This is a genomic window from Bradyrhizobium erythrophlei (assembly GCF_900129425.1).
In the GTDB taxonomy this organism is placed as follows: domain Bacteria; phylum Pseudomonadota; class Alphaproteobacteria; order Rhizobiales; family Xanthobacteraceae; genus Bradyrhizobium; species Bradyrhizobium erythrophlei_C.
The window spans coordinates 687981-707128 of the sequence record NZ_LT670817.1 but is presented as its reverse complement, the minus strand read 5'-3'; the positions used below and the strand labels follow the sequence as shown (position 1 = coordinate 707128).

The 19148-nt window shown below is 64.2% G+C and carries 17 protein-coding genes; 9 read left to right on the top strand and 8 right to left on the bottom strand.

Annotated elements, in window-relative coordinates:
* Window positions 1-148: 148 nt before the first annotated feature.
* The 5 genes from B5527_RS03430 (at window position 149) to B5527_RS03410 (ending at window position 7221) form a co-directional block, all read left to right on the top strand.
* Window positions 149-1219, top strand: a complete 1071-nt coding sequence (locus B5527_RS03430; RefSeq protein ID WP_079600026.1) for an ABC transporter substrate-binding protein — start codon at window positions 149-151, stop codon at window positions 1217-1219.
* Window positions 1220-1303: 84 nt separating this feature from the next.
* Window positions 1304-3106: a glucan ABC transporter ATP-binding protein/ permease gene (locus B5527_RS03425; protein WP_079600025.1), complete on the top strand. Its 1803-nt coding sequence runs from the start codon at window positions 1304-1306 to the stop codon at window positions 3104-3106.
* 180 nt (window positions 3107-3286) lie between these two features.
* A complete protein-coding gene (locus B5527_RS03420; RefSeq protein ID WP_154071990.1) occupies window positions 3287-4747 on the top strand; it encodes a serine hydrolase in 1461 nt (486 codons plus the stop codon).
* A 182-nt stretch (window positions 4748-4929) separates the two neighbouring features.
* Window positions 4930-6615, top strand: a complete 1686-nt coding sequence (locus B5527_RS03415) for a long-chain fatty acid--CoA ligase (RefSeq protein WP_079600024.1) — start codon at window positions 4930-4932, stop codon at window positions 6613-6615.
* 120 nt (window positions 6616-6735) lie between these two features.
* A complete protein-coding gene (locus B5527_RS03410) occupies window positions 6736-7221 on the top strand; it encodes a peroxiredoxin (RefSeq protein WP_079600023.1) in 486 nt (161 codons plus the stop codon).
* 209 nt (window positions 7222-7430) lie between these two features.
* On the opposite strand, the gene rnhA is transcribed toward B5527_RS03410, so the two are convergent.
* Genes rnhA through ispH form a run of 3 tightly spaced genes read right to left on the bottom strand, consistent with a single transcriptional unit; the run spans window position 7431 to window position 9834 of the window.
* A complete protein-coding gene (gene rnhA, locus B5527_RS03405) occupies window positions 7431-7883 on the bottom strand; it encodes a ribonuclease HI (protein ID WP_079600022.1) in 453 nt (150 codons plus the stop codon).
* A complete protein-coding gene (locus B5527_RS03400) occupies window positions 7880-8863 on the bottom strand; it encodes a homoserine kinase (RefSeq protein ID WP_079600021.1) in 984 nt (327 codons plus the stop codon). The genes rnhA and B5527_RS03400 overlap by 4 nt, the downstream gene beginning before the upstream one ends.
* A 5-nt stretch (window positions 8864-8868) precedes the next feature.
* Window positions 8869-9834, bottom strand: coding sequence for a 4-hydroxy-3-methylbut-2-enyl diphosphate reductase (ispH, locus tag B5527_RS03395; RefSeq protein WP_079607032.1), 966 nt, complete (start codon window positions 9832-9834; stop codon window positions 8869-8871).
* A 216-nt stretch (window positions 9835-10050) separates the two neighbouring features.
* Between ispH and B5527_RS03390 the strand changes: the two genes are divergently transcribed.
* The 3 genes from B5527_RS03390 to copD all read left to right on the top strand — a co-directional run bounded on the left by B5527_RS03390 (window position 10051) and on the right by copD (window position 13147).
* Window positions 10051-10743, top strand: a complete 693-nt coding sequence (locus B5527_RS03390) for a DUF1013 domain-containing protein (RefSeq protein WP_079600020.1) — start codon at window positions 10051-10053, stop codon at window positions 10741-10743.
* 1160 nt (window positions 10744-11903) lie between these two features.
* Window positions 11904-12269, top strand: coding sequence for a copper homeostasis periplasmic binding protein CopC (gene copC, locus B5527_RS03385; RefSeq protein ID WP_079600019.1), 366 nt, complete (start codon window positions 11904-11906; stop codon window positions 12267-12269).
* Window positions 12266-13147, top strand: a complete 882-nt coding sequence (gene copD, locus B5527_RS03380; protein ID WP_172842472.1) for a copper homeostasis membrane protein CopD — start codon at window positions 12266-12268, stop codon at window positions 13145-13147. The genes copC and copD overlap by 4 nt, the downstream gene beginning before the upstream one ends.
* A gap of 23 nt (window positions 13148-13170) precedes the next feature.
* On the opposite strand, the gene B5527_RS03375 is transcribed toward copD, so the two are convergent.
* The 4 genes from B5527_RS03375 to B5527_RS03360 all read right to left on the bottom strand — a co-directional run bounded on the left by B5527_RS03375 (window position 13171) and on the right by B5527_RS03360 (window position 16577).
* Entirely contained in the window at window positions 13171-13377 is a 207-nt protein-coding gene (locus tag B5527_RS03375; protein WP_079600017.1) for a DUF6494 family protein, read from the bottom strand.
* Between the two features lie 126 nt (window positions 13378-13503).
* Window positions 13504-13773, bottom strand: coding sequence for a hypothetical protein (locus B5527_RS03370; protein WP_079600016.1), 270 nt, complete (start codon window positions 13771-13773; stop codon window positions 13504-13506).
* Between the two features lie 173 nt (window positions 13774-13946).
* Entirely contained in the window at window positions 13947-15857 is a 1911-nt protein-coding gene (locus B5527_RS03365) for a propionyl-CoA synthetase (protein ID WP_079600015.1), read from the bottom strand.
* A 177-nt stretch (window positions 15858-16034) separates the two neighbouring features.
* On the bottom strand, window positions 16035-16577 hold the full coding sequence (locus B5527_RS03360) for a tetratricopeptide repeat protein (RefSeq protein ID WP_154071989.1): 543 nt from the start codon (window positions 16575-16577) through the stop codon (window positions 16035-16037).
* A 157-nt stretch (window positions 16578-16734) separates the two neighbouring features.
* On the opposite strand from B5527_RS03360, the gene B5527_RS03355 reads away from it, so the two are divergent.
* Window positions 16735-18276, top strand: a complete 1542-nt coding sequence (locus B5527_RS03355; protein ID WP_079600013.1) for a cation:proton antiporter — start codon at window positions 16735-16737, stop codon at window positions 18274-18276.
* A 51-nt stretch (window positions 18277-18327) separates the two neighbouring features.
* Here B5527_RS03355 and B5527_RS03350 read toward each other — a convergent pair whose 3' ends face one another.
* A complete protein-coding gene (locus B5527_RS03350; protein WP_079600012.1) occupies window positions 18328-19131 on the bottom strand; it encodes an SDR family NAD(P)-dependent oxidoreductase in 804 nt (267 codons plus the stop codon).
* Window positions 19132-19148: the final 17 nt, after the last annotated feature.

The window sequence follows — 19148 nt, the reverse complement described above, 5'->3', positions numbered from 1 at the left end:
TCCCGAATCCGAACTTAAGCTGAACGCGAGGGGGCGAAATCGCGCCGCTCATCGAACGTTCAGACTTCGTCCGGCAGAGTGTTCACCGCCGTTTCGGGTGTCATGAACAGACACGTCCGGCGCGGTTAGCTGCGGTCCGGAAAGCCCAATGCGCTTCACTCCGACAACAACCGTCCGCTGCATTTTGGCTTCGCTGATGGGCCTGCTCGGTTTTGTCTGCCCCGGCGCAGGAGACAGCCGGGCGGCGGATGCCGATCGGCAACCGATCGCGATCGAGTTTTCCTACGACCGTCCGATCAACGCCGGCGCGGCCCCCTTCGTGCTGGCGTCGACCCGCGGTTTGTTTGCGGCGGAAGGCCTCGCGGTCACGACCGATGTCGCCAGCGGGTCGCCGGAGGCGATTGCGCGCGTCGCCGCGGGTACCAGCGATCTTGCGCTGATCGACATCAACGAACTGATCCGCTTCCGCGGCAGTTCAAACGCGCCGCCGGTCAAGGCCGTGTTCGTGCTGTTCAACAAATCGCCCTACGCCATCGTGGGCCGCAAAAGCCGCGGCATCCGCGCGCTCTCGGATATCGAGGGCAAAACGCTCGGCGTCGCCGAGGGCGATCTTTCGATCCGGCTTTGGCCGGCGCTGGCGCGGCAGAACGGCATCAAGATCGCCAACGTGACGTTCGACAAAATCAGTGCCGCCGTGCGCGAGCCGATGCTGTCGGCCGGTCAGGTCGACGCCGTGGCCGGATTTTCGTATCTGTCGGCGGTCAATTTGAGGGATCGCGGCGTTCCGGCCGACGACCTCGCAGTGCTTCGATATGCCGACTATGGCTGCGAGGCCTACGGGTTCGCGGTGATCGTCAATCCGGCGTTCGCCGCCAAAAGGCCCGAGGCCGTGAAGGGCTTTGTGCGCGCAGCGATTGCCGGCTTGTATCTGGCCATCAAGGAGCCCGTGCGCGCGGCCAACGAAGTTGCCGGTCGGATGGGGGACGGATCGCCCGATCTCGAGCTGGAGCGCCTGCGCAATGTAATCAGCGACAACCTCCTCACCGGCGAAGTGAAGCGCAACGGCATCGGCGGCGTCGATCCGGCTCGCCTGGACCGGTCGATCAGTCAAATCGCCGAGGATTTCAAATTCCAGAAGCGGCCGTCCGCGGCGGATATTTTCGACAATAGTTTCCTGCCTCCCCTCAGCGACCGCCTGGTCAACCAGCCCGAAAATTGAGCGAACGGCTGTATCCCGGCGACGATCCCTGATTAGAATGCGTCTGACGATCGTCCGCCCCCGCCGACCGCGAGCCGCCACGGCATGTCCCTGCTTCGCCTCTATACACGCGTCCTCGAACTGCTCGGCAAGGAGGCCCGGCTGGGCTGGATGCTCGCCGGCGCCAATCTGCTGCTGGCAGGTACCCAATTCGCCGAACCGGTGCTGTTCGGCCGCATCGTCGACGCTCTTTCCGGCAGGCCGTCCGCGGGCTCCTACGGATCGTCAGCCTGGCCGCTGCTGGCGGCCTGGGCGGCGTTTGCCCTGTTCACGATTCTGTGCAGTGCGGCGGTGGCCCTCCACGCCGATCGGCTGGCGCACCGCCAGCGCCAGGCGGTGCTGACCAATTACTTCGAACACATCATGCAATTGCCGCTGACTTTCCACACCGGCACCCATTCCGGCCGCCTGATGAAGGTGATGCTGAACGGTACCGATGCGCTGTGGCGGCTGTGGCTCGGATTTTTCCGTGAGCATTTCGCCGCGATCATGTCGCTGGTGGTGCTGCTGCCGCTGGCGCTTTACATCAACTGGCGGCTGGCGATCGTGCTGTTCGCACTGTGCGTGGTGTTCACGGTGCTGACGACGCTCGTGGTGCGCAAGACCTACGGCATGCAAAGCGAGGTCGAGGCCCATTACAGCGATCTTTCCGCGCGCGCCTCCGATGCGCTCGGCAATGTCGCGCTGGTGCAAAGCTTCGTGCGCATCGATGCCGAGGTGCAGGGACTGCGCTTCGTCGCCGACAAGCTGTTGGCGGTGCAGATGCCGGTGCTGTCGTGGTGGGCGCTGGTCACCGTCATCACCCGGACGTCGACCACCATCACCGTGCTCGCCATCTTCACCGTCGGTATCGCGCTGCACGAACAGGGCCTCACCAGCGTCGGCGAAATCGTGATGTTCGTCAGTTTCGCGACCATCCTGATCCAGAAGCTCGAACAGGTGGTCAGCTTCATCAACAGCGTGTTCATGGAGGCGCCGCGGCTGCAGGAATTCTTCAACGTGCTGGATGCGGTGCCAACGGTGCGCGACCGGCCCGATGCCATCGACACCGGCCGGCTCTCGGGCCTTGTCGAATTCAAGGACGTCTCGTTTTCCTATGACGGCAAGCGGCCCGCGGTCGAGGACCTGTGCTTCACCGCACTGCCCGGCCAGACTATCGCGCTGGTCGGCCCGACCGGCGCCGGCAAATCGACCGCGATCGCATTGCTGCATCGCGCGTTCGATCCGCAGTCTGGCTTCATCCGGATCGACGGCATGGACGTCCGCGGCCTGACGCTGACGGCGCTGCGGCGGAATATCGGCGTGGTGTTTCAGGAGGCGCTGCTGTTCGACCGTTCGATCGCCGACAATCTGCGTGTCGGCAAGCCGGACGCCACCGACGAGGAACTGCGGATCGCGGCGGGGCGCGCCCAGGCGCTGGATTTCATCGAGCGCAGCGAGCGGGGGTTCGAGACCAAAGCCGGGGAACGCGGCCGCCTGTTGTCCGGCGGCGAGCGGCAGCGGCTTTCGATCGCACGGGCGCTGCTGAAAGATCCGCCGGTCCTGATTCTCGACGAAGCGACCAGCGCGCTCGACGCCGTCACCGAGGCCAGGGTCAACGCCGCGCTCGACGAAGTGATGAAGGGACGCACGACGTTCGTGATCGCACACCGGCTTTCGACCATTCGCAACGCCACGCGCATCCTGGTGTTCGACAACGGTCACGTGATCGAGAGCGGAACGTTCGATGAACTGGTGGCAAAAGGCGGCCGTTTTGCGGAACTCGCAAAAGCGCAGTTCATGGTCCAGGAAAGTGCGCGGGCGAGCGTGGCTGCGCCCGCGATCGGTAACGTGGCTGTCAAGATTTAGGTATCGTCGAAATTCGGCCTATTTCGTCCACGATTTAAGCAGCGGGCCTCTGTTCTCTATCGGCAAGCCGGTATAGGGTTTGCGTGAGCCGTAACCGACGCGCCGGACACACTTAAAACCCGAACGTCACATGATCAGACCTCCTGTTGCAGGCGGGTCTCAAAGGACCGGAATCGGATAGTGCAGTTGCTTCGCCCGTTGCTTCGCAAGTCATTGTTGAACTGGATCGTGCTCGTTGCAGCGCTGGTCGTCGCTGCGCCGCGCATCGTGCATGCGGAAGCGCTGCTGGTGGTCGAAGCCGATACCGGAAAGGTCCTGCAGGCCGAGAACGCGACCTATCCCTGGTACCCGGCGTCGCTGAGCAAGCTGATGACCGCCTATGTCACGCTCAAGGCCGTCAAGGAGGGACGCATCACGCTCGACACCCTGCTCACGGTGTCGCCCGTTGCGGCTTCGCAATCGCCATCGAAGATAGGTTTCCGGCCAGGCACCCAGGTCACGGTCGATAACGCGCTCAAGATAATGCTGGTGAAGTCGGCCAACGACATGGCGGTGGTGCTCGCCGAGGGCGTCGGAGGCTCGATCGACGGGTTTTCGGCACAAATGAATCAGGCCGCGCAACAACTCGGCATGACCCAGACGAGCTACGTCAATCCGAACGGCCTGCCGGCGGATGGCCAGATCACTTCGGCCCGCGATCTTGCGATCCTCGCCCGCGCGATCATTCACGACCTGCCGGAATACGAATATTTCGTCCACATTCCATCGATCCGCTACGGCCGCAAGGTCACGCAGAATTTCAACAAGCTGATCGGCCGCTATCCCGGCGCCGACGGCTTCAAGACCGGCTTCATCTGTGCATCCGGCTACAACCTGGTGGCCTCCGCCACCCGCAACGGCAAACGGCTGATCGCGGTGGTGCTCGGCGCGTCGTCCGGCACGATGCGCGCGGTGCGGGCCGCCCAACTGCTCGATCGCGGCTTTGCCAACAACACGCTGTCGTGGCTGCGCCCCTCGCTCGGCACGGTCGACAATCTGGTGCCGATCGATGCCTCGCCGCCCAACCTGCACGACGAGATGTGCGGCGGCAAGCGCCACAAACCGGCCAGCGACGAGGATGAGGAGCCCGTCGCCAGCAACAACGCCGGCGGCTCGTCGAGCAGCGGCGAAGCCGCAATGTCGTTTTTCACCGCGGGGCTGCAGCCGCCGACGATGAAGCCGTCGGAAATGCTGGCGGCGCCGCCCGCGCCCTCCGAGCCGATCCCGGTCTACACCGGTCCGACAAGGACCGGCGCCGCGCTGCTTGCCACCGTGGCCGCCGACACCGAAAAGCAGACGCCCCGGCATCGCGCTAAGAAGTCGCAGGTCGCGGCAAAAAAGCCGGACGCCGCTGATCCGAAGACCGACGCCAGCAAGGACGCCAAGCCCGAGCCGAAATCCGCCGCCAAGCCGGCCGCCGTCAGGCACGCCAGTGCCAAGCCGGATGCCGCGCCAAAAGCAACTGAAAAACCGGTAGCCGCGGCGGACAAGCCCGCCACCAAGCCCGCAAAGCCCAAGGCCGCCGTAAAGCCTGCGCCCAAGAACACGACCAGCGACGCCAAGCCGGCGGATCAAAAGAGCACCGCCGCGCCGCGTAGTTAAGCTGGTTTTCGGCCGGTCGGACCGGCGCTTTTTTCTGTCGACGATAACCCCGTCACGCGCGGCCGCTTGCCTTGAGCCGCCGCATTGCTCAATACTGCCCGGAACCGACGCGGCCCGGACAAGGTGCCCCGCTCCAAAGAAGCGGGCGAGAAAACCAGAAATTAAACCAGAGGGGAAATACCATGGAGCGCATCTGGCTCAAGCAATATCCGGCCGGCGTGCCCGCCGATATCGATGTGACCCACTACGCGTCTCTCGTCGAGTTGCTGGAAGAAAGCTTTGCGAAATTCAGCGACCGCAAGGCCTTCATCTGCATGGACAAGTCGATCAGCTATCGCGATCTCGACGAGATGTCGCTGGCGCTCGCCGCCTATCTGCAGAGCAAGGGCCTGCAAAAGGGCGCCCGCGTCGCCCTGATGATGCCGAACGTGCTGCAGTATCCGGTATCGACCGCCGCCGTGCTGCGCGCGGGATACGCGGTCGTGAACGTCAATCCGCTCTATACCCCGCGCGAGCTCGAACACCAGCTCAAGGATTCCGGCGCCGAGGCGATTATCGTTCTGGAGAATTTCGCCACCACCGTGCAGCAGGTGATCGCCAGGACCGCGGTCAGGCATGTCATCGTCGGCAGCATGGGTGATCTGCTCGGCTTCAAGGGGGTGATCGTCAACCTCGTGGTCCGGCGCCTCAGGAAAATGGTGCCGGCCTATTCGATCCCGGGCGCCGTCAGTTTCAACGACGCGCTCGCGGCGGGCCGCGGCATGAAGATCAACAAGCCGAAGATCGCGCCCGACGACGTCGCCTTCCTGCAATATACCGGCGGCACGACCGGCGTCTCCAAGGGCGCGACGCTGCTCCATCGCAACATTCTGGCCAACGTGCTGCAGAACGATGCCTGGCTGCAGCCGGCGCTGAAGAAGCCGCCGCATGTCGACCAGTTATTCATCGTCTGCGCGCTGCCGCTCTATCACATCTTCGCGCTGACCGCGTGCTTCCTGCTGGCGATGCGCGCCGGCGGCGTCAATCTCCTGATTCCGAATCCGCGCGACATGCAGGGCTTCATCAAGGAGCTGATGAAATACCAGGTCAACAGTTTCCCCGCGGTCAACACGCTCTACAACGGGCTGCTGCATTCGCCCGGTTTCGACAAGGTCGACTTCTCCAAATTGAAGACCTCGTTCGGCGGCGGCATGGCCACCCAGAAAGCGGTCGCGGACGCCTGGCTCAAGACCACCGGCTGCCCGCTGTCCGAGGGCTACGGCCTGTCGGAGACCTCGCCGACACTGACCTGCAATCCCGCCGATACCGACAAGTTCTCCGGCTCGATCGGCATTCCCGTTCCCTCGACCTATCTTTCGATCCGCGACGATGACGGCAACGAAGTGCCGCTCGGCCAGCCCGGCGAAATCTGCGCCAAGGGCCCGCAGGTGATGGCGGGCTACTGGAACCGGCCCGACGAGACCGCCAAGGTGATGACCGCGGACGGTTACTTCCGCACCGGCGATATCGGCGTGATGACGCCGGACGGCTACACCAAGATCGTCGACCGCAAGAAGGACATGATCCTGGTGTCGGGCTTCAACGTCTATCCCAACGAGGTCGAGGAAGTGATCGCGGGTCATCCCGGGGTGCTGGAATGCGCCGTGATCGGCGTGCCGGACGCGCGCTCGGGCGAAGCCGTCAAGGCGTTTGTGGTGAAGAAGGACCCGAACCTCACCGCCGAAGACATCATCAAGTTCTGCGGCACGCAGTTGACCAACTACAAGGTCCCCAAGCAGATCGAGTTTCGGACCGAACTGCCGAAGACCAATGTCGGAAAAATCCTGCGCCGCGAATTGCGCGACGAAAACAAGGCCGCGGCCGCCTGATCCGGGGCCGGCCGATGACAGAACGGTGAACGCGCGAGCTCGTTTTTTCCGCGGCGCTGAATATTGTGCCCGCGGCCGCCCCGGTCTAAGACTCACCCGCACATTTGAGGAGAATTGACGATGACCATCCAAGTTGGCGACAAGCTGCCCGAAGCCAAGTTTCGCGTCATGACCGCGGAAGGCCCGCAGGTCAAGACCACCGACGATATCTTCAAGGGCAAGAAGGTCGCGCTGTTCGCGGTGCCCGGCGCCTACACCGGCACCTGCCACAAGATGCATCTGCCGAGCATTTTCCTCAACGCCTATGCCATCAAGGACAAGGGCGTGAACACCATCGCGATCGTCTCCGTCAACGACGCCTTCGTCATGAATGCCTGGAAGCGCGACACCGACCAGCGCGACGAGGCCACCTTCCTCGCCGACGGCAACGCCGAATTCACCAAGGCGATCGGCATGGAGCTCGACGCTTCCGGCAACGGCCTTGGCATCCGCTCCCACCGCTACTCGATGCTGGTGGATGACGGCGTGGTCAAGAAGCTCAATCGCGAACCGGCGCCCGGCAAGGTCGAGGTTTCCGGCGGCGATACGCTGCTCGGGCAGCTGTAGGTTTTCGCGCGGCGCGACTGCGGCGCTCACAACTGTCGTCGCCCGGCTTTTTCCCTTCTCCCCTTGTGGGAGAAGGTGGCGCGGATGAAATCCGCGCCGGATGAGGGGTCTCTATCCGCGGAGAGAACCCCTCACCCGTCGCCTCACACCGTGAGGCGCCACCCTCTCCCACAAGGGGAGAGGGTAAGGGATCGCTACGCGTCCCCCGTCTACGTCTTCAACCTTGCCATCGCGACGCCTTCCCGCGCCAGCTGATCGGCGCGCTCGTTGGCGTCGTGGCCGGCGTGGCCCTTGACCCAGTGCCAGCGCACCTGATGCTGGTGCAGCGCCGCGTCGAGCCGCTGCCACAGATCGACGTTCTTGACCGGCTTCTTGTCCGCGGTGCGCCAGCCGTTCTTCTTCCAGCCGTGGATCCAGCCGGTGATGCCCTGACGCACATACTGGCTGTCGGTGTAGAGATCGACCGTGCAGGTTTTTTTCAGCGCTTCCAGCGCCGAGATCGCGGCCATCAGCTCCATCCGGTTGTTGGTGGTATGGGCCTCCCCGCCCTTCAGTTCCTTTTCGGCGTCGCCGAATTTCAGGATCGCGCCCCAGCCGCCAGGGCCCGGATTGCCCGAGCACGCGCCGTCGGTGTGGATGGTGACCGTCGGAGATGAACTCACGCCACCAGCCCCGAGGCATCGACGCCGTAGTCGCGCATGCTGGCGACACTCTGCTGAAACCGCAGCTTGCGGGCATATTCGAGCGGATCCTTCGGCCGCACCAGCGCGCCCGCGGGAACATCGAGAAAGTCGACTAGCCGCGTCAGCAAAAAGCGCAGCGCCGCGCCGCGCGCCAAGAGCGGCAGTGCGTCCTGCTCGGCATCGGACAAGGGCCGCTCGCGGCCATAGGCGCCGAGGAAGGCGCGCGCCTTGGTGACGTTGAACGAATAATCGCTCTCGAAGCACCAGGCGTTGAGGCAGATCGCGACGTCGTAGGCCAGCATGTCGGTGCAGGCGAAGGTGAAATCGATGATGCCCGACACCCGCTCGCCGAGAAAGAAAACGTTGTCCGGAAACAGGTCGGCGTGGATCACCCCGGCCGGTAAATTCTTCGGCCAGACGCCGCCTTCGAGATGATCGAGTTCGGCGGCAATGAACGCCCGCAGCCCGTGCTGGACTTCATCGGCGCGCGAAGCCGCGGTATCGAACAGCGGCCGCCAGCCCGACACCGACAGCGCGTTGGCGCGCGCCATCGCAAAATCGGCTCCGGCGAGATGCATTTTCGCCAGCGCCTGGCCGACGCCGGCGCAATGCGCGGCGTTCGGCTTGCGCGGCCAGATGCCTTCGAGAAAATTGATGATCGCCGCCGGCCGGCCGGCGAGCGCACTCAGCGCCTCGCCGCTCTTGTTCCGCACCGGCTGCGGACAACTGATGCCGCGCGAGGCCAGATGCGTCATCAGACCGAGAAAGAACGGCAGGTCACATTTGGCGACCCGTTTTTCATACAGCGTCAGGATGAAATATCCCGCCGTGGCGTGGAGCAGGAAGTTGGAATTCTCGACGCCCTCGGCGATGCCCTTGTAGGACAGCAATTCGCCGATGTCGTAATGCCCCAGAAATTCCGCAAGCTCGTCGGCGGCGACGTCGGTGTAAACCGCCATCGCGATTATTCCGCGGCGTCGGGCCGCAGCGAACGCGGCAACGGAAAGAATTCGTTCTCTTCCGCGGCCGAGACCGTCTCCACATGCAGTTCGTAGCGCTCGGCGAACGCACCCATGATCTCTTCGACGATCACTTCCGGCGCCGACGCGCCCGCGGTGATGCCGAGACTCTTGATGCCTTCAAACCGCGACCAGTCGATATCGCCGGCGCGCTGCGCCAGCACCGCGATCGGGCAGCCCTCGCGCTCGGCGACCTCGCGCAGGCGCTGCGAATTCGACGAATTCGGCGCGCCGACCACGATCAGGGCGTCGACTACGGGCGCCACCTTCTTGACCGCGAGCTGGCGGTTGGTGGTGGCGTAGCAGATGTCTTCCTTGTGCGGGCCGGAGATGTTCGGGAACCGTTCCTTCAGCATCGCGACGATTTCGGCGGTGTCGTCGATCGACAGCGTGGTTTGCGTCACGAAGGCCAGGTTGTCGGGATCCTTCGGCGTGAAGGTCGCCGCATCGTGCGCGGTCTCGATCAGCGTTACCGCCCCCGGCGGCAGCTGCCCGAGGGTGCCGACCACCTCGGGGTGATGGGAATGCCCGATCAGCAGGATCTCGCGGCCGCGCTTGAAATGGATCGCCGCCTCGCGGTGCACTTTTGTCACCAGCGGGCAGGTCGCATCCAGCGAAAAGAAATTGCGGGCCCGGGCGTCGGCCGGCACCGATTTGGGAACCCCGTGGGCCGAAAACACCACCGGCGCGTTGGTATTGTCGGGGATTTCAGCCAGTTCCTCGACGAAAATCGCGCCCTTGGTCCTGAGGCTGTCGACTACGTAGCGGTTGTGGACGATCTCGTGGCGGACATAGACCGGGGCGCCATAGATGGTCAGCGCCCGTTCCACGGTGTCGATCGCCCGCACAACGCCGGCGCAGAAGCCCCGCGGCGAACAAAGCACGATTTTCAGGGGTGGTTTGGCTGCCATGGATGCGATCTCGGACCGAATCACCCCTCGCCGGCGGGCGGGGAACGGTCAATTCAAAGCACGACTTGGGACCGCTTTCGGGCGCTGTCAAGGCCGTTTAGCTAACCATTGCGCGGTTAGCCCCGGACGGCTTATATAGGGGCGTAATTCCCGTCATCGCTGATGACCACGGCTTCGCCTCCAAAACAGGTGGGCGAAGCGCAAAGGAGATTTGCCATGAGCAATGCACCGCTGATGCCAAAGGCGACTGCCGTCTGGCTGGTCGACAACACCGCGTTGACCTTCGATCAGGTGGCGGATTTCACCAAAATGCACCCGCTCGAGGTCCGCGCCATCGCCGATGGCGACGCCGCCCAGGGCATCAAGGGCATGGACCCGATTTCGACCGGCCAGCTCACCCGCGACGAGATCGAAAAGGGCGAGAACGACCCGAACTACCGGCTCAAGCTCGGCGAGAGCAAGGTGGCGCTGCCGCCGCAGGCCAAGAAGAAGGGCCCGCGCTACACCCCGGTGTCGCGGCGCCACGAGCGGCCGAGCGCGATCCTGTGGCTGGTGCGCAACCACCCCGAATTGAAGGACGCGCAGATCATGCGGCTGGTCGGCACCACCAAGACCACCATCGCCAGCGTGCGCGACCGTACCCACTGGAACGCCTCGACGTTGACCCCGATGGATCCGGTGACGCTCGGCCTGTGCTCGCAGATCGAACTCGACTTCGAGGTGCAGCGCGCGGCCAAGGAGAAGCCGATCGATACCGCCTATGGCGGCGCCACCCTGCTGCCGGCCTCCGAGACCACCCGCAAGGAGCCGGAATTCGAGCCCAGCGAGAAGGAGCGCGACGACCTCAACGTCGACGCCGTTTTCGCCAAGCTGAAGACGATCGGCGGCAAGAAGCCGGACGAGGAATAGGCGGCGGCTGGCGGCAATGTACTGTCCGGCTCCGTAGTCGTCGTCCCCACCGCCGCGCCAATCGTTGTTGTCGTCCGCGCCGCCAGACCAATTGCGGTCGTCATCCCCGCCGCCGGGTCGCGCGAACGCGCGCCCGATGACAGGCTCCGCGAAGCAATCCATGGAGCAAAGAGTGGATTGCTTCGTCACTTCGCTCCTCGCAATGACGCCAAGATATGAGTCCGCGATCTCGCCGCATGTGTTGCGCGAGGTTTGGCCTGCTCGTTCCGCCCTCTCAATTCAGAGGGCGCGGGGAATGCCGGGCGCCCGATGCACCCGCAGCCTCGTGTGCGCTATGGGTAGTGAGTATGCACACGAGTATTCACAGCGAGTCACCGGAATCATCCGGCATTCCCCGCGCAATGGTTTACGGCTTATACCGTGCTCTCCCCGGTGATCGGCTTTCTTGCCACCGTCGCCGGCGGAGTTGCCTCCACCGACTTGACACCAGCGTCGGGGTGTCAGGACCACACGTCTTCGCCGTCCGCGTTGGCATCGCCCGTCAAGCGCGCCGCCGCGTCCACCGCCCCCCGCCCCGCGTCCGTGACGTTCGCGAAACGCCCCTCTGAGTGGAACAGGATGGCGGGGGATATAGAGGTGATTTGGGTCAGGCGTCAAGAATGATTTCTGAAAATCAGAAATAGGTCGGAGGGGCAGCGGAGCGGGTTGACCAGCGCCTCGCAGGACGGGAGGCAAATGCAGCCCCCGTCATTCCGGGGCGATGCGAAAGCATCGAACCCGGAATCTCGAGATTCCGGGTCTGGTGCTAACGCACCATCCCGGAATGACGGATTCTGTGGCGATGCAGTTCGCAGATCGCGCACACTTTGGTGGAGCGCCCGCGCATCTCTCTTCGTCATGCCCGGCCTCACCCGGCCATGACGCAGTGCCGGTTCGCCGTGATTTCAGGCCGCAGACTAATAGGAAGAAGGGACGACTTCCTGAAATTTAATTTAGTTGGGAAAGCAGATCGCGTGCTTAGACTCGTGTTCAGCGCGTGTTGCGGCGTTCGAATCGAAGGGCTTGCGTTCGATTTCGCAACATCATCTACGGTGTGACGTGGAGCACCTCAGCGCCGGCAGATTTCCAGCCATCTGACTGCCTTTACGAAGGATCCCCCGATGAAGACCACGGCCTGTACGCTTGCGCTTCTCTCCTGCCTGCTGTTCGACGGCAGTGCCTGGGCGCATGCTCATCTGCAGGCTGAGGCTCCTGCCGCCGGCGGGACCGTGGGGACTGCGCCGGCCGCATTATCGCTGACGTTTTCGGAAGGGTTGGAGATCAAGCTGAGCGGCGTCACGTTGAAGGGATCGGACGGCAAGGCCGTATCGACCGGAGCGCCGTCGCTCAGCCCGAGCGACGACAAGGTGATGATGGTGCCCATCACTGGTCAGCTCGGCGCCGGCATATATACGGTTGAATGGCACGCGCTCGCCAAGGACGGCCATACCACACACGGCACTTATCAATTCACGGTAGGTCATTGATCGCGCCGCACGTTGCACTGGCGCTTGTCCGGCTGTGCTTCGATGCCGCCGCGATCACCGCCTATGGGGTCAGCGGCTTTATCGCCTGCGTCGCGCCAAAGCGACTCGGCCAGGCCATCACGGCTTCGTCGAATTTCCTCACCGTTGCAGCAAGCTCGCTCGCCGTATTCTCGACCTTGGCGTGGTTACCCATCGAAGCGGCTGTCATCGGGGAAAGCTGGCAATCGGCTTTAGACCGCAGCACTTTGTCGGTGCTTCTGTGCGATACCGCGATGGGCAAAGCCTGGCTGGTTCGGCTGGCTCTATCGCTCCTTCTGGCGGCAGCGCTGCTCTGGCGCTCGACTCCCATTGCAAGGCTGGCGCTATCCGGCTTGCTTCTCGCGAGCCTCGCGCTCACCGGCCACGCCAATATGGACGAAGGCACGCGGGGTGTGCTCCACATCCTCAACGATGCCGCGCATCTCCTCGCCGGCGGCGCCTGGCTTGGCTCGCTGCTCGCTCTGCCGGGCTGTCTCGCCCGCCTGCGCGACCCGGCCTTCTGCACGGAAGCCAAGACCGCACTCCGCCGGTTTTCTTCGGCGGGTCATCTTGCTGTTGCGCTGGCGATCGCGACCGGAATTGTAAACACTGTCCTGGTGTTGGGGCGCTGGCCGACCGATTTTACCTCGACCTACCAGATGCTGCTGGTTGCCAAGATGGCCCTGGTCGCCGGCATGACCGGCCTCGCCCTCGTGAACCGCTATATCTTCGTGCCGCACATGGTTGCAGAACCTGACCGCGCGATAATCCAGATTCGTCACGGCACCTACGCCGAACTGGCGCTGGGAGCCGGCGTTCTCGCGCTGGTCGCCTTCTTCGGCATCCTCGACCCGACTTGATCGAGAAATTACTCTGCCTCGACCTAGCCCAGCTCGATCTCGTCGGTGACCTCATGCGTCAGGCTGATGCCGCCGAGCGTGAGAACCATTTTGGCCGGCAGCTTTTCGTGGCCCTTGAGACGGCCGGCTTCCACTGCATCGCGCACCGCCTTTTCGATCTCGCGCTGCGAGGTGACGCCGACCTTCTTGAGAAATTTGCGCAGGCTGGTGTTGAAAACGTCTTCGTTCATGGCCGCCTCCTGTTCGACTTCGATCCTACACCGATAAAGCTCCGCACCAAGTCCCAACCTTCGAGGCTCGCAGGAACTCGCACCTTCCGCGATCCCCGCCGTTGCGCTGACGCGGGATGACGCCCGCTACGGGTGCACCGGGTTGTTCAGCATGTATTCGCCGAGATCGCGCTGCTGCCGGTCGGCGCGCGCGTTGGCGTTGCTGCGTTGAACATCGCGATCCTTGCGGCAGGCGACATATTCCGGCGAGCCGACCTTACTGCTGGCGCGACAGAACGCATCATCGTCATCGCCGGCTGCATTGACCATCGTCGACTGTCCGCGCTCGAGGCAGCCGGCAAGCAGCGGTGCGGCGAGCAACAGCGCCATGCAGGCTCGAGCGGAGTTATGGGGCATGCGCGGGATCCATCCGTTGTTCCTGTTTCGTCATTGCCGGGCTTGACCCGGCAATCCATCGAAAACAAGGCGATTTTCTTGAAGGTGATGGATGCCCGGGTCAAGCCCGGGCATGACGACATCAGGGTGCAGCATGTTCACGGACCATCTACTTCCGCGCGCATACGCCCTCCTCACACCCTTCCCTTCAGCGCGTCCCCGATCTCGTCGAGTACCCTGGGATCCTCGATGGTCGCGGGCATCGTCCATGGCTCGCCGTCGGCGATCTTCTTGATGGTGCCGCGCAGGATCTTGCCCGACCGCGTCTTCGGCAGCCGCGCAACCGTGATGGCGAGCTTGAACGCGGCGACGGGGCCGAGTTTGTCCCGCACCAGCGCCACGATCTCCTTCTCGATCTCGGCATGGCTTCTGGTGACGCCGGCCTTCAGCACCAGGAAGCCGCAGGGCACTTCGCCCTTGATCGAATCCTGGATGCCGAGCACCGCGCATTCGGCGACGTCGGGATGGGAAGCGAGAATCTCTTCCATGCCGCCGGTGGAGAGCCGGTGGCCGGCGACATTGATGATGTCGTCGGTACGGCCCATCACGTAGACGTAGCCGTCCGCGTCCTTGTAGCCGGCATCGGAGGTTTTGTAGTAGCCGGGGAATTCGTTGAAATAGGCTTCCTTGCAGCGCTCGTCCTGCTCCCACAGCGTCGGCAGGCAGCCCGGCGGCATCGGCAGTTTGATGACGATCGAGCCCATGACATCGGCGGGCAAAGGTCTTGCGGCTTCATCGACGATTTCGACCTGGTAGCCCGGCATCGGCACCGTCGGCGAGCCGTGCTTCACCGGCAGCATGCCAAGCCCCACCGGATTGCCGGCGATGCACCAGCCGGTTTCGGTCTGCCACCAGTGATCGATGACAGGCACCTTCAATTGCGCTTCCGCCCACGCCACCGTCGGCGGATCGGCGCGCTCGCCGGCAAGGAACAGCGTGCGGAATTTTGCCAGATCGTACTGGCGGATGAATTTGCCGTCGGGGTCTTCCTTGCGGATGGCGCGGAACGCGGTCGGCGCGGTGAAGAATGCCACCGCCTTGTGTTCCGAAATGACGCGCCAGAAGGCGCCGGCGTCCGGCGTGCCGATCGGCTTGCCCTCATACATGATCGAGGTCGCGCCGTGAAACAGCGGCGCGTAAACGATGTAGCAGTGGCCGACCACCCAGCCGATGTCGGAGCCGCACCAGAACACCTCGCCGGGCTTGACGCCGTAGAGATTGAACATCGACCATTTCAGCGCGACCAGATGCCCGCCATTGTCGCGCACCACCCCCTTCGGTTTGCCGGTAGTACCGGAGGTGTAGAGGATATAGAGCGGATCGGTGGCCAGCACCGGCACGCAGTCGGCGGATTTCTTTGCCGCCATGGCCTTGGCTCGGAGTTCAGCCCAGTCGTGATCGCGCCCCGCCGTGAGCTCGCAAGGCTGCTGCTTCCGCTGCAGGATAAGGCAGGCCTGCGGCTTGAGGCTGGAAAGTTTTATCGCCTCGTCCAGCAGCGGCTTGTATTGCACGATGCGGCCGGGCTCGAGCCCGCAGCTGGCCGAGAAGATCAGTTTTGGTTTGGCGTCTTCGATCCGGGTGGCGAGTTCTTTCGCAGCGAAGCCGCCGAACACCACCGAATGCACGGCGCCAATCCGGGCGCAGGCCAGCATCGCGATCATGGCTTCCGGCACCATCGGCATATAGAGGATGACGCGGTCGCCCTTGGCGACGCCGAAGTCCTGCATGATGGCCGCGAGCGTTTTCACCTCATGCAGCATCTCGGCATAGGTCAACCTGGTGACGCTGCCCGCCAGCGGCGAATCGTGGATCAGGGCCACCTGGTCGGCGCGCCCACCGGCGACATGGCGGTCGAGCGCGTTGTAGCAGGTGTTGACCACGGCGCCGGCGAACCAGCGCCCGTACAGCCCCATCGCGGGATCGAACACCTTCCTGGCCGGCTCGATCCAGTCGATGTCGCGCGCCGCCTCGCCCCAGAACCCCTCGGGGTCCCTGAGCGAACGGGCATGGACCTCGTGATAGCGGCTGTTGTCCTGAATGTTCATGGCGTCGCTCTCCCGCGGCAGTCGATCCGCTCCCCCGTCATGCCCGGCCTTGTGCCGGGCATCCACGTCTTTCTGCCTCGGCAGTGAAAGCAAAGACGTGGATGGCCGGGACGAGCCCGGCCATGACGATACGGGCGACAATCGCTTTATCGTCCGGCATTGTCACCGGATGCGGCATCATTTCAAGGCCGGACTTGATTTCGAACCAGCAGCCGGCCTGTTCTTGATCGCCATCTGCGCCCCGAGCCACTCCAGCTCCAGCGCCAGCGATTTATAGTTGGCGCGGGCCGCCTCGTGCTGCGGATTGAGCTTGATGGCCGCGCCGAAATCCTGCAGCGCGTGGAGCCGGTCGCCCTTCCGGCGCCAGAGTTCGCCGCGGGCATTGAAGATATCGGCAAGGCTCGGGTCGAGCCGCAGCGCGGTGTCGTAGTCGCCGATGGCGCGGTCGATCATGTCCTTGCGGTCGTAAGCACCGGCGCGCGCGATCAGCGCCTTCACGCGATCGGCCTTGACCGTCTTTTCGTTATCCACCAGTTCGCCGCAAATGGCGATGATCCTGTCGGCGTCATCGGCGGCCGCTGCCGCGACGCAGGGCGCGGGGTCGACCTCTGGATCCGTGGCGGGCTCGGTGCCGGTCGCGAGCGCGCCCGGTGACGATGCCGCCCACAGCAGGGCGCCCGCGGCGGCGTTCCGGATCGGCTTTAAGAAAATTCGTCGCATCGATCGCGTCCTGCAGGCCGTCCCGATACCACGGCGGTCATGGCGCGGCATGGTAGCGCGGATCGGCGCCGCCGGGAAATCGGGGCGGTGATGAGCTTGCGGAATTTGATGGTAGAATTGATGACGGGAACATCGGGCGGCCGACAGGAACCGTGCTTTGACGACATTCGAATGGCTCATCGCCTTGCTGCTTGGCGCCGTGCTGCTGTCGGCACTGGCCCGGCGGCTCAAGGTGCCGTACCCGACTTTCCTTTGCCTCGGCGGCACGCTGCTCGCATACGTGCCGTCAGTGCCGTCCTGGACACTGGAGCCCGACCTGGCGCTGGCCCTGTTCGTGGCCCCCGTGCTGCTCGATGCCGCCTTCGATACTTCGCTGCGCGACCTGCGGAACAACTGGTTGCCGATATCCACGCTGGTGTTCGCCGCCGTCGGCTCTACCACCGCGGCGGTGGCGGTGGTCGCGCACTGGCTGCTGCCGGACATGCCGTGGGCGGCGGCGATCGCGCTCGGCGCCATCGTGGCGCCGCCCGATGCGGCCGCGGCGACCGCCATCCTTCGTCAGGTCAAGCTGCCCTACCGGATTGTCAAAATCCTCGAAGGCGAAAGCCTGCTCAATGACGCCGGCGCGCTCCTGATTTATCGCTTTGCCGTCGGCGCCCCCGCGGTCCAGCACCTCGGGTGGCGCGAGTTCGCGCCGCCGATCGTGTTGGCGTCGGCGGGAAGCCTGCTCGCCGGCTATCTGTTCGCGCGGATTTCGTTGCTGTTGACCCGGCGGATCACGGATGCGCCGAGTTCGATCGTGGTGCAGTTCGCCGGCACCTTCACGGTATGGATCGTTGCCGAGCGTCTCGGGCTTTCCGGCATCCTGACCATCGTCGCCTATGCCATCACGATCGCGCGCACCGAGCCGCGAACCCCGGCGCGGCTGCGCGTGCCGTCCTACGCGGTGTGGGATACCGCGGTCTTCGTCCTCAATGTGCTGGCGTTCATGCTGATCGGTCTGCAGTTGCGGCCGATATGGCAAGGGCTCGATGATCCCGTGCGATTGAGATATTGCCTGGTCGCGGCCGCCGTGCTCGGCATTACCTTGCTGACACGCATCGCCTGGGTGACCCTCTACGGCACGACGTTCCGGCTCCTGATCGCCGCCGGCCTGTTCGTCCCAAAGCGCTCGACGCCCGTGCCCACCCTCAAGGGCGGCATCGTCATATCGTGGTGCGGCATGCGCGGCATCGTCACGCTGGCGGCGGCGTTTGCGCTCCCGCCGGGCTTTCCCTATCGCGATCTCATTCTGCTGACCGCCTTTTCCGTGGTGCTGGGATCGCTGGTGATCCAGGGTCTGACGTTGCGGCCGCTGATCGCGGTGCTGCGGTTGAAGCAAGACAATCCGGTGATCGCGGAAGTCGCCCGCGCCCGCGTCATCGCCTACCAGGCGGCGCTGGATGAAATCGACGGCGACCCGTCCGAAGCAGCCGAACTTCTCCGGCTCGAATACCGCGCGCTGCTGCTTCACGCGGAAGCGGATCCCGTTGGCGCCATTGCCAGCGGGGAGTTACCGGCCGACCCGCTGCGGCGGCGCGCGATCGGTGCCGCACGGCGATCGATCATCGCGCTGCGTCAGTCGGAAACGATCGGCGACGACGCCTTTCACCAACTCGAGGAAGAATTCGACTGGCGGGAGCTGAGCGCGCAGGGGTAGCTACTCGTCGTCCCGGCGAATGCCGGGACGACGAGGGAGAGTTAGATAACCTCAGCTCACCTTCAGCGTAATCCCGCCATCGACCACCAGTTCGATCCCGGTGATGTATTTCGATTCCTCGGAGGCGAGAAACAGCGCCGCGTTGGCGACGTCCCAGGCGTCGCCCATGTGTCCCATCGGCACCTGCGCATCGCGCGCCCGCCACATCGCCTCGACGTTACCAGCGGCATAACTCGCCGCCAGGCCCGCGGAATGCTCGACCATCGGCGTCTTCATGAGGCCGGGCAGGATGGCGTTGACCCGGATGTGTTTCGGCGCGAATTCGACCGCCGTGGTGCGCGTCATCTGGTTCATCGCGGCCTTGGTGGCGGCGTAGGTGACGTAGGACACGCCGGTATGGCGGATCGAGGCGATCGAGGAAATATTGATGATCGAGCCGCCGCCCTGCCGCGCCATCACCGGGATGACGTGCTTCATGGCCAGGAAGGCGCTTTTGAGATTGACGGCGAAGACGCGGTCCCAATCGGCTTCCGACACCTCGACCACGCTGCCCATCTCGGCGATGCCGACATTGTTGTCGAGCACGTCGATGCGGCCATGGGCCTTCATGCAGGCCGCCACCATCGCCTCGACATCGCCGGCGCGCGAGGCATCCGATGTAAACGCGGTGGCGTTGCCGCCTTCGGAGGCGATGATCCTGACGGTCTCTTCGGCGGCCTCGCCGTTGCGGTCGACGCAAAACACCTGCGCGCCTTCGCGGGCAAAGGTCACGGCGGTCGCCTTGCCATTGCCCCAGCCCGGCCCGATCGAACCGGCGCCGACCACGATCGCTGTCTTGCCCTTGAGCCGTTGCATCAGCGCTCTCCCCCTTT